This is a genomic window from Halomonas salsilacus, from assembly GCF_051216275.1.
Classification (GTDB): domain Bacteria; phylum Pseudomonadota; class Gammaproteobacteria; order Pseudomonadales; family Halomonadaceae; genus Halomonas.
In genome coordinates, this window is the sequence record NZ_JBPKAQ010000001.1 from 408,736 (window position 1) to 419,046 (window position 10,311).

The 10,311-nt window shown below is 66.6% G+C and carries 9 protein-coding genes; 5 read left to right on the top strand and 4 right to left on the bottom strand.

Annotated elements, in window-relative coordinates:
- Positions 1-39: 39 nt before the first annotated feature.
- Positions 40-663 (bottom strand): sigma-70 family RNA polymerase sigma factor, encoded by a 624-nt coding sequence (locus ACR80S_RS01870; protein WP_435400449.1) that lies wholly within the window; start codon positions 661-663, stop codon positions 40-42.
- A gap of 282 nt (positions 664-945) precedes the next feature.
- On the opposite strand from ACR80S_RS01870, the gene ACR80S_RS01875 reads away from it, so the two are divergent.
- A complete protein-coding gene (locus ACR80S_RS01875) occupies positions 946-1,338 on the top strand; it encodes a class I SAM-dependent methyltransferase (RefSeq protein ID WP_435400448.1) in 393 nt (130 codons plus the stop codon).
- A gap of 38 nt (positions 1,339-1,376) precedes the next feature.
- On the top strand, positions 1,377-1,835 hold the full coding sequence (locus tag ACR80S_RS01880) for a cupin domain-containing protein (protein WP_435402408.1): 459 nt from the start codon (positions 1,377-1,379) through the stop codon (positions 1,833-1,835).
- 63 nt (positions 1,836-1,898) lie between these two features.
- On the opposite strand, the gene dauA is transcribed toward ACR80S_RS01880, so the two are convergent.
- The gene (gene dauA / locus ACR80S_RS01885) at positions 1,899-3,638 is read right to left on the bottom strand and encodes a C4-dicarboxylic acid transporter DauA (protein WP_435402409.1); all 1,740 of its coding nucleotides are present in this window, start codon (positions 3,636-3,638) and stop codon (positions 1,899-1,901) included.
- A 155-nt stretch (positions 3,639-3,793) separates the two neighbouring features.
- Positions 3,794-5,842 carry a choline BCCT transporter BetT gene (betT, locus tag ACR80S_RS01890; protein ID WP_435402410.1) on the bottom strand — a complete coding sequence of 683 codons (2,049 nt, stop codon included), beginning with the start codon at positions 5,840-5,842 and terminating at the stop codon, positions 3,794-3,796.
- A gap of 377 nt (positions 5,843-6,219) precedes the next feature.
- Here betT and ACR80S_RS01895 point away from each other — a divergent pair, with 377 nt between their 5' ends.
- From ACR80S_RS01895 to ACR80S_RS01905, 3 genes are all read left to right on the top strand, one after another.
- Positions 6,220-7,422 carry a TRAP transporter substrate-binding protein gene (locus ACR80S_RS01895; RefSeq protein WP_435400444.1) on the top strand — a complete coding sequence of 401 codons (1,203 nt, stop codon included), beginning with the start codon at positions 6,220-6,222 and terminating at the stop codon, positions 7,420-7,422.
- Positions 7,423-7,535: 113 nt separating this feature from the next.
- Positions 7,536-8,132 carry a TRAP transporter small permease subunit gene (locus ACR80S_RS01900; protein ID WP_435400443.1) on the top strand — a complete coding sequence of 199 codons (597 nt, stop codon included), beginning with the start codon at positions 7,536-7,538 and terminating at the stop codon, positions 8,130-8,132.
- The gene (locus ACR80S_RS01905; RefSeq protein WP_435400442.1) at positions 8,129-9,448 is read left to right on the top strand and encodes a TRAP transporter large permease; all 1,320 of its coding nucleotides are present in this window, start codon (positions 8,129-8,131) and stop codon (positions 9,446-9,448) included. Before ACR80S_RS01900 ends, ACR80S_RS01905 begins: the two co-directional genes overlap by 4 nt.
- A 146-nt stretch (positions 9,449-9,594) precedes the next feature.
- Here the strand turns inward: ACR80S_RS01905 and ACR80S_RS01910 are convergent, their stop codons facing one another.
- On the bottom strand, positions 9,595-10,269 hold the full coding sequence (locus ACR80S_RS01910; RefSeq protein ID WP_435402411.1) for a hypothetical protein: 675 nt from the start codon (positions 10,267-10,269) through the stop codon (positions 9,595-9,597).
- Between the last annotated feature and the right edge of the window lie 42 nt (positions 10,270-10,311).

A 10,311-nucleotide genomic window follows, 5' to 3' on the forward strand; every position in this document is an offset into this window, starting at 1 on the left:
TTGCATCGCCGTTCTCCACACCGTCCAGCACCCTGGGGCTCATGGTGTCTGCTCTCCTTTTCCCTGGTGGCCGGAGGCGACCCCGGCATCCCTTGCCTGCCGCCAGAGCGTCTTCTGCAGTAGGCCTCGGGCACGGCTGAGGCGTGATCTCACGGTGCCCAGCGGAATCCCCAGCAATCGTGATACCTCCTCATACGTATAGCCCTGCACCTCCACCAGCACTATCACCAGGCGAAAGGGCTCGGGCAGGGCGTCCAGCGCCGCCCGCAGGTCCTCATGCAGCACGTGGTTGAAGAACTCCTCCTCGAGGCTTCCCCACCACAGCAGGAAGGGCTGATGAAGCTGCTGGAAGAGGGTGAACTGCTCGGCCTCCAGGTGTTCGGCGTCCTGCGCCTCGGGGGTCTCCTGGGGATGGCTGTGGCGTCGACGCCACTCGCTGATGAAGGCGTTGGTGAGGATATGGAACAGCCAGGCCTCGAAGCGTTGCGGGTCACGCAGGGTGTCGAGGCGCCGCCATGCCTGGCTCACCGCCTCGGCGACGATGTCCTCGGCGTCATCGGGATGTCGTGTCAGGCGCAGGGCCGTGCCGTAGAGCCGATCCATCAGCGGCTCCAGGCGCTGCGTGAACCACTGCCGGCGATGGGCGGTATCGTGCTCTCGCATGGCGGCCCCCGAATCGCCCCGGCGAGGCGGCCATGGCTGTCGTGTCGGGGCTCGAGTGGTCGAACTGGCCAGATTCATGGGCCAATACCTCGAGGATGGCGGGTGAGACGGCAACCGGCAAGTCGCCGGTTCATCAGGGACGCGCCCGGGGTCGGGAGGGTTCTCGGTCCCGTCAGGCCAGGTGCCGGGAACAAAAGGAGGCGGCGCTGCGTCCTCGCGGACACGACACACCGGAGTCCACCGATGTCGTCGCCGCACAGCCACAAAAAGAGGAGAACCACCATGACCAGCACAGCAACCGCGTCCGCCTTCTCCGCGGTGGATCGCAACGACCTGGAGGTGCGGGTCAAGGCCATGTACCGGGAGGTCGCCGAGACCCCCGATGGCGGCTTTCACTTCGAGATGGGGCGCGCCCTGGCCGAGCGCCTGGCGCTGGCCGGTATCGTCACCGAGTCGCCGCTGCCGGAGAGCGTGAGCTGCGATGCCACCCTGTGGGCCGCCTGCATCGGCATCGCCAGCCAGCAGGACGCCTATCGCTCGGCCATCGAGGCCACCGGCCTCGCCGTTCGCACCTTCCGCGAGCAACCCGAATACCGCTTCCTGACCGAGTCGTCACGCGGCGCCTGCGAGAAGTGGGGCGTCAAGAGCATCTCGCTGCTGGCCGTCAAGGCCTGAGTGAAGCCGCATCACCCGTTGCAGAGGAGAGAAGCACCATGAACGCCATCATCAAACAGTCAGCACTGACCCTGGGCCTGGTCGCGGCCCTACCCATCACCGCGGCCCTGCCCATCACCGCGGCACTCGCCCAGGACGATGTCCTGCCGGCCGGCTTCCAGACCGAGCCGGCGCTGAAGACGACCACTACCCGCGACGGCGATGCTATCGCCTGGCCCGAGGGGACGCCGGAAATCGTCTCGGTGATCGGGACCATCGAGCCCGGCGGGCGGACGCCGCTGCATCAGCATCCGGTGCCCGTCTTTGTCTATGTGATTGAGGGCGAGGTCGAGTTGCGCACTGAAGGTGGTGACCCCCATGTCTATGCCACAGGAGAGGCCTATATCGAGTCGCTCAACCGGGACCACCAGCTCTTCAACGTGACCGACAGCGACGCGAAGGTGCTGGTGGTGTTTACCGCCGAGGAGGGACAGCCCACCACCGTGGCCACCGAGTGATGGGCTGCACGGCGAGGCCGCAGGGAGGCGGCATCGCCGTGAGGAGGCCGGGGCAATGCGGAGTCACGTCGCCGCCAGCCACCGCTCGGCCAGGCGTGCGGCCTGGGCCTGGCCGGCGACCATGGCCAGCCGTCCCGCCTCGCGGCGCAGCCCGGCGCGCTTGAGCTTGATGACCATCCGCGCGGGCAGGCCGAAGAAGATCAGTCCTACCCGCTGAGCATGCAGTTCTCCCACCAGCGATTGCAGGGCGACGATGGCCGTGGCATCCAGGCTCGGCACGTCATGCATGTCCAGCATCATCACCTTTACTTCCGGGTCCACCACCCGCAGCGACGCGACGGCCTTCTCGGCGGCGCCGAAGAACAGCGGGCCGTTGATGTCGTAGAAGGCCACCTCGCGGGGCAGCGTCGGTGGCGCTTCGCGTTCGCCGGCGCGCAGCTGGCGGGCTTCGGTGAGGCTGGCCATGCGGCGGATGAACAGCGCCGCGGCCAGGCCCATGCCCACGGCCACCGCCAGCACCATGTCGAAGATCACCGTGAGCGCGAAACAGATCACCAGCACCGCCACGTCGCTGCCCGGGGCGCTCTTCAGGGTGTGGGCGAAGTGGCGCGCCTCGCTCATGTTCCAGGCGATGATGAACAGCAGGGCGGCCAGTGCCGCCATGGGCACATAGCCCAGCACCCCGGCCAGCAGCACCACCGCCAGCAGCACCACCAGGGAGTGGACCACGCCGGCCACCGGCGAGACGGCGCCGCTGCGGATATTGGTGGCCGTGCGCGCCAGGGCCGCGGTGGCGGTGATGCCGCCGAAGAAGGGTACCACCACGTTGCCGAGCCCCTGGCCGATCAGCTCGGCGTTGGGGTCGTGGCGAGTGCGGGTCAGGCCGTCGGCCACCACCGCGCAGAGCAGCGACTCGATGGCTGCCAGCATGGCGATGGCCAACGCCGGACCGAGCAACTCGCGGATCAGCGCGAAATCCACCGTAAGCGGCGTGCCATCGGGCCCCGGCAGTCGCCAGGGGACCACCAGGCCGGGGGCGAAGGGCGGGATGCCGCTGCCACTCTGGCCCTGGAACTCCCAGCTGAAGCGCGAGGCGATGGTGGCGACCTCGACACCGGTGGCGCTCACCGCCAGGGCCGCCAGGGTGCCCACCACCAGCCCCACCAAAGGGGCGGGGACCGGCACCTTGAGCCGGGGCCAGAGGATCAGGGTGGCCAGGGTCACCAGGCCGATGCCGAGCTCTGCCGGAGCGAGGGTCGGCACGGCGCGAACGATGGCGGCCAGGTTGTGTGGGGTACTGTCGCCGAGCTCGACCCCGGCCAGCCCCAGAAAGTCGGGAAGCTGTAGCAGGGCGATCACCACCGCGATGCCGGCGGTGAAACCGAGCACAACCGGATAGGGCACGAACTGGATCAGGCTGCCGAGCCGGGCGAGCCCCAGGGCGACCAGGATCAGACCCGCCATCAGGGTGGCGATCAGCAGGCCGCCGACGCCATGACTGGCGACGATGGGGAAGAGGATCACCACGAAGGCCGCGGTGGGGCCGGAGATGTTGAAGCGGGAGCCGCCGGTCAGGGCGATGATGGCGCCGGCCACGATGGCGGTGTAGAGCCCGTGCTGGGGCGGTACCCCGGTGGCGATGGCCAGCGCCATGGAGAGCGGCACCGCAACGATGCCGATGGTCAGGCCGGCCATCAGGTCGCGGCGCAGCTCGGACAGGCCGTAGCCCGCACGCCAGGTGGCGAGCAGCGCGCTGCCGGGAACGGGGAGACGATAGCCGCTCCCTGGGGAAGAACGGGACATGGCGACTCCTTTGCTTGCTAAAGAGCGGAGCCAATACGTTACGCCTCCCTGCTGCGCTGCCGCAAGCGCTCCTTCCGTCGCAGGTGTACCTCCGGAAACGCCGCGGGGGCGCCGTGTGGCGCCCCCGCGATCTTGGCGCTAGGGCCGCGGCCGACTCAGCCCTGGGTGGTCCCCTCGGGCGGCTCGCCCACGGCGCCCGGCATCGCCTGGACGCTGCCGTCCGCGCCGGCCAGCTCCAGGAAGTGAAGGTGGCGCTCGTACTCAGAGAGCACGTCACCGATTACCTGCCCGCGGGTGTAGCCGTTGAGATCCTGGCCGGTGCCGCCCTCGGCGAGGTACACATCCAGGCGCACATAGAAGTCGTCATCTACCGGCAGGAAGCTCGGGGTGCGCATGCGGTGCGGACAGACCTGATAGACGAAGCTCGCGGCGTTCTCCAGCACCACCTGCAGGGTCAGACGCGGCAGCGGCTCCCCCTCGACCGGCTCCTCGGTCAGCGTGGCGTCCTGGCCGCGGCCCTCCAGCTCCTGGGCGAACTGGGTCAGCGCCGGCCGGATGGCGTGCTCGATGGTGGCCTCGGCCCCGGCGCGGTTAGAGGTGTCCAGCGCCCGGTCGAGCCGCTCGCGCCAGTCGCCGCCGGGCGCGGTGCCGGAGACCTGGCGGCGCGCCTCGGCCTTGCTGCCCTCGAGCTTCAGCGCCTTGTACATGCCCCACATGATGGCGAAGATCACCAGCGAGAAGGGCAGGGCGGTGATCACCACCGCGCTCTGCAGCGCCGCCAGGCCCCCGGCCATCAGCAGGGCCACGGTGACCAGGCCGATCACCACCGACCAGAAGATGCGCAGCGTCACCGGGGCGTCGTGGTTCACGTCGGACAGGATCGAGGTGAAGTTCGCCAGTACCAGGGCGCCGGAGTCCGCCGAGGTAATGAAGAAGACGATGCCCAGCACCGTGACCACCGCGGCGGTGAGGCCGATGTACGGGTAGTGCTCGAGCAGGGTGTAGAGGGTGGTTTGAGGCGTACTCAGGGCCTGCTCGCCCAGCTCCACCACTCCCTGGTTGGCCACCAGCTCGATGCCACTGTTACCCAGCACCGACATCCACACCATCATGAAGGCCAGGGGAATGAATAGCGCCCCGGCGACGAATTCGCGAATGGTGCGCCCCCGGGAGATGCGTGCCAGAAACAGGCCCACGAAGGGGGTCCAGGCGATCCACCAGCCCCAGAAGAAGACGGTCCACCACATTTTCCACTCCTGAGCTTCCTCGCCGGCGAAGGCGTAGGTGTCGAAGCTCTTGGCCACGAAGCTCGACAGGTAGTCGCCCGCGTTGTTCACCACCATGTCGAGCAGCTGCAGGGTGTGGCCCTGGAAGAGCACGAACAGCAGCAGGGCCAGCGCCAGCAGCATGTTGAACTCCGACAGGCGGCGGATGCCCTTCTCTACGCCGCTGACCACCGAAACGGTGGCCAGAATCACCACCAGGCCGATCAGGATGACCTGCACCGAGAGGCTCTCGGGCAGGTCGAACATGTAGGCCAGCCCATAGTTGAGCTGCATCACGCCGATGCCGAGGCTCGTGGCGATGCCGAATACCGTGGAGACCACCGCGGTGATGTCCACGGCGTGGCCGATGGGGCCGTGGATGCGCTTGCCGAGCAGCGGGTAGAGGGCGCTGCGGATCGCCAGTGGCAGGCGGTGCCGATAGCTGAAGTAGGCCAGCGCCATGCCCATCAGCACGTAGAGCCCCCAGCCGGAAAGCCCCCAGTGCAGGTAGGTCTGCACCACGGCCTGGCGCATCGCCTCCTGGCTCTCTGGCGTCAGGTCGGGCGGTGCCAGGTAGTGAGCCACTGGCTCGGCCACGCTGAAGAACAGCAGGTCGATGCCGATGCCGGCGGCGAACAGCATCGCCGACCAGGAGAGCAGCGAGAACTCCGGCCGCGAGTGGTCGGGGCCCAGGCGGATGCTGCCGAAGCGCGAGCAGCCGATCATCACCACGAAGATCAGATAGGCCACCACGGCCAGCATGTAGTACCAGCCGAAGGTCTCGCTGACCCAGGCCAGCCCGGCATCGAAGAAGGCGCCGGCCTGCTCGGTCAAGGTCATGGTCAGGACGAGGAAGACGAGGATCCCGGCCACGCTGCCGTAGAAGACCACGGGGTTGAGCCGATCTCGCCGCTCGGGGGGTGAGGTGTCGTGGGCCATGCAGGCAACTCCTGTGGGGTGGACCTCCCTGCCGCCGCGCGTCGATCGGTACGCGCTGTGGATTGTTTCACACAATCGAGAGCACGCACTGCTGCCGGACGCCACGGCGGGCGAGGTGATTTTCTTTGAATGAACGTTCAAATAAAATAATCACATCGTCGTCGACCTGCAACCTTGCGTTGAAAGGCGGCGGGGTAGCGTGGAGGCTTCTGGACTTGTGTAATCTTTTGCAACAACTATACCTATATAACCGAATGGCAACAGGGACGGGGGCCAGGGAGAATCGACCAGCGCAGGATGCATCGGTACGGGAACGAATCCGCCGGGTCTGAAGCCATGGTGGGTCGACTATAACGACAAGATGTCTGGAGTATTCGATGGCACACAATAAAACGCCCGCTACCCCCGAGGTGGTCACCCAACCGACCACCACCGAGACCCCGACGCCGGCCAGCACCTCACGGCGTCGCTTCCTCACCGGCTCGGCCGTCGCCGTCGGCGCAGGCGCCGCCGCGGCAGTCGGCTTCCCCAGCATCGCGGTGGCCCAGACCACCACGCTGCGTTTCCAGAGCACCTGGCCCAACCAGGACATCTTCCACGAGTTCGCCTCGGACTACGTGCGTATCGTCAACGAGATGTCCGGCGGGCGGCTTCGCCTCAACTTGCTGCCCGCCGGCGCGGTGGTCGGTGCCCTGCAGCTGCAGGATGCGGTGATCTCCGGCGCTCTGGACGGCGGCCATGGGGTGACCGCCTACTGGTACGGCAAGCACAAGGCCTTTTCACTGTTCGGCACGCCGCCGCCCTTCGGGTGGGACGCCCACCAGTTCCTCGCCTGGTACTGGACCGGCGGCGGCAAGGAGCTCTATGCCGAGCTGCTGGAGATGCTTGAACTGCCGCTGATTGGCTATCAGACCGGCCCCATGCCGACCCAGGCGCTGGGCTGGTTCAAGGAGCCGATCACCAGCGCCGATGACCTGCGCGGGCTGAAGTACCGCACCGTGGGTCTGGGCGCCGACCTGATGAACGAGTTCGGTGCGGCGGTGACCATCATGGGCGGCGGCGACATCGTGCCGGCCATGGACCGTGGCCTGCTCGATGGTGCCGAGTTCAACAACCCCTCCTCGGATCGCCTGCTCGGCTTCCCTGACGTCAGCAAGACCTGGATGCTGCGCAGCTACCATCAGGACTGCGAGGCGTTCGAGATCATGTTCAACAAGAACAAGCACGACAGCCTGCCAGAGGAGTTCCAGGCGATCCTGCAGTACGCCGCCAAAGCGGCCTCGTCGGAGATGTACTGGAAGGCCATGGAGCGCTACCCGCGTGACCTCATCGGCATGCGCGAGGAGCAGGGCGTCCAGACCTACATCACCCCCGATTCGGTGCTTCAGGCGCAGCTCGAAGCCTGGGACGCGGTCATCGAGCGGGAGTCCAGCAACGAGTTCTTCAAGAAGGTGGTCGACCACCAGCGCGAGTATTGCGAGCGGGTGGTGGGCTTCCACCTGGAGAGCATGGCGCCCAAGGAGCCGGCCTACCAGCACTTCTACGGCAAGGCCTCCACCGACACCTCCACTCTCCTGTAGCGGTGCCCGGCGGCCGTCGTCGCCAGGGCCGTTTGTCCCGGCGCCAGGAGGGCGCCGGGTCCTCGTTGTCACCGCCCTTCCGGAGGAGAGGCGGTGGCCGGTGAGAGGCTATCATGCGCTTCATCTTCATGATCGATCATCTTAGCACTTGGGTGGGCAAGGTGTTCGCCTGGGCGATCCTGATCCTGACCTTCGTGGTGAGCTACGAAGTCTTCATGCGTTATGTCATGGGCGCACCCACCACCTGGGCCTACGACACCAGCTACATGCTCTACGGCACCCTGTTCATGATGAGCGGGGCCTATGCCCTGGCTCACAACGCCCACGTGCGTGCCGACGTGGTCTCCCGCTACTTCCCGGCACGCGTCCAGGCGGGGTTGGAGCTTGCGCTCTACCTGGTGTTCTTCTATCCGGGCATCCTCGCCCTGATGTTCTACGGTTGGGATTTCTTCGCGCTTTCATTCCGCCAGAACGAACACAGTTCCTTCACTCCCGGCGGGCCGCCGATCTGGCCCTACAAGTTCGTGATCCCCGCCTGCGCCGCCTTCCTGGCGCTGCAGGGTGTCGCCGAGGTCGCTCGCTGCGTGCTCTGCCTGCGCCAAGGCCAGTGGCCGCGCCGCCTGGGTGACGTGGAGGAGATCGCCATTCCGGTCAACAAGGAGGCCGAGGTCAAGGCCGCCCAGCAGGATTCAGGGGAGACGCGTCAATGAGCGAACCGGAAATCGGCATCCTGATGCTGGGCATGCTCGTCATCCTGATCATGCTCGGCTTTCCCATCGCCTTCACGCTGATCGCCATGGGCATTGCCTTCGGCTACTTCGCCATCGGCGATATCATCTTCCCGCTGCTGGTGCAGCGCGCCTATGGGGTGATGTCCAATGACGTGCTAATCGCCGTGCCGCTGTTCCTCTTCATGGGCTACATGGTGGAACGGGCCAATATTCTCGATCGGCTGTTCTCCAGCCTTCAGCTGGCCGCGCGCGGCATGCCCGCCTCCCTGGCGGTGGCCAGCCTGATCACCTGCGCGCTGTTCGCCACGGCAACGGGCATCGTCGGGGCGGTGGTGACTCTGATGGGCCTGCTGGCGCTGCCGGCGATGCTCAACGCTGGCTACGACAAGCGCCTGTCGAGCGGAGTGATCTGCGCCGGCGGCTGCCTGGGCATCCTGATCCCGCCGAGCATCATGCTGATCCTCTACGGGGCCATGGCCGGGGTCTCGGTGGTGCGCCTCTACGCAGCGGCCCTGATACCGGGGCTTCTGCTCGCTGGGCTCTATATCCTCTACGTGATGGGCCGGGCGATGCTCAACCCCAAGGTGGCGCCCAAGCTGTCCGCCGAGAAGCTCGATGTGCCGCTGGGGAAGGTCTACTGGGGGCTTCTGACCTCCTTCGTGCCGCTTTTCGTGCTGATCATGTCGGTACTGGGGGCGATCCTGTTCGGCCTGGCCACTCCCCACGAGGCGGCCGGCATCGGGGCCCTCGGCGCCATCCTGCTGGCCGCGGTCTATCGGCAGCTGACCTTCGCCCGGCTGCGCGAGGCGGTATTCCTGACCGCGCGCACCAGCGCCATGGTCTGCTGGCTGTTCGTCGGCTCCTGGATCTTCTCGTCGGTGTTCTCGCTGCTCGACGGTCACTCGCTGATCGAACACTGGATCAGCGGGCTCTCGCTGACGCCGCTGCAATTCCTGCTGCTGGCCCAGTTGATGATCTTCATCCTCGGCTGGCCGCTGGAGTGGACCGAGATCATCATCATCTTCGTGCCGATCTTCCTGCCCCTGCTGCACATGTTCGGCATCGACCCGTTGTTCTTCGGCGTGCTGGTGGCGCTGAATATCCAGACCTCCTTCCTGACGCCGCCCATGGCGATGTCGGCCTTCTACCTCAAGGGCATCGCGCCCAAGGGGATAGAATTGGGCGATATCTTCATGGGGATCATGCCCTTCCTGCTGCTGGTGTTTGTGGCCATGTTCATCCTCTACATGGTGCCGGGCATCGTCTTCTGGCTGCCGGGGGTGCTTTACGGCTGAGCTCCTGATTCGACCGGGCCTGACGCCATGCGTCGGGCCCGGTCAGATCCATACGAAATCGCCGCCGGCCCAGGCCGGCGGCGACGTGTGTCAGTTGCGGTACTCTGGTTACCGTAGTTCGGTAACCGTATTTCGATCACTGGGCCTCAGTCCCTGCGCTTCTCGCCATGGTAGTTCTTGCCGTGGCCCTTGCCGTACCCCTTGCCATAGCCGCGCTCTCCACGAGGCATCATGGTGGCCCTCAGCTCCTCGAACTGCTCGTCGCTGAGGATCTCGGACAGCGCCTCCTGGTGGCGGTCGCGCATCTCGCGCATGGCGTCGTGACGTTCGGTGCGTGAGTCGAAGTCGCGTTCACGCAGCTCGGCCATGTCGGCGTAGATCGCTTCGCGGGTCTCGCGCAGGGCCTCGCGCTCCTCGTCGGAGAGCCCCCAGTCATCCACCAGCGCTTCGAGACGCTCCTGCATGCTGGCGCGGCGCTGCTCCATCATCTCGGCGTGACGTGCCTCGCGCATCTCGCCGCGGGCCTCCTCCAGGGCGGCGCGCTGCTCCTCGTCGAGGAGTTCGGCCAGGCGCTCCTGGTGCTGCTCATGGAGTTGGCGCATCGCCTCGCGGTGCTCGTTGCTCGCCTCGTCCAGGGCCTCGCGGGTCGCCTCGTCGATGCCGGCGCGCTCGAAGAGCGCCTGACGCTGCTCCTGGTGATGCTCCTTGTGATGCGCTGGCCCGCTGCCGTGGTCGGCGGCGGTGGCGGAGAGTGCCAGGGGGGCAATGGCGATGGCGAGCAGGGCCGGCGCCAGCAGCTTGCGGGAAACGGTCATCTTCATGGGGGTCACTCCTTCGGGCCTCGGGTTGATGGTTCCAGTCTC

What these genes read in the sequence shown, in the direction of transcription:
- betT (WP_435402410.1), bottom strand. Translation starts at nt 5,842, where the DNA reads ATGGCCCACGACACCTCACCCCCCGAGCGGCGAGATCGGCTCAACCCC.
- ACR80S_RS01875 (WP_435400448.1), top strand. Translation starts at nt 946, where the DNA reads ATGACCAGCACAGCAACCGCGTCCGCCTTCTCCGCGGTGGATCGCAAC.
- dauA (WP_435402409.1), bottom strand. Translation starts at nt 3,638, where the DNA reads ATGTCCCGTTCTTCCCCAGGGAGCGGCTATCGTCTCCCCGTTCCCGGC.
- ACR80S_RS01910 (WP_435402411.1), bottom strand. Translation starts at nt 10,269, where the DNA reads ATGAAGATGACCGTTTCCCGCAAGCTGCTGGCGCCGGCCCTGCTCGCC.
- ACR80S_RS01895 (WP_435400444.1), top strand. Translation starts at nt 6,220, where the DNA reads ATGGCACACAATAAAACGCCCGCTACCCCCGAGGTGGTCACCCAACCG.
- ACR80S_RS01880 (WP_435402408.1), top strand. Translation starts at nt 1,377, where the DNA reads ATGAACGCCATCATCAAACAGTCAGCACTGACCCTGGGCCTGGTCGCG.
- ACR80S_RS01900 (WP_435400443.1), top strand. Translation starts at nt 7,536, where the DNA reads ATGCGCTTCATCTTCATGATCGATCATCTTAGCACTTGGGTGGGCAAG.
- ACR80S_RS01905 (WP_435400442.1), top strand. Translation starts at nt 8,129, where the DNA reads ATGAGCGAACCGGAAATCGGCATCCTGATGCTGGGCATGCTCGTCATC.
- ACR80S_RS01870 (WP_435400449.1), bottom strand. Translation starts at nt 663, where the DNA reads ATGCGAGAGCACGATACCGCCCATCGCCGGCAGTGGTTCACGCAGCGC.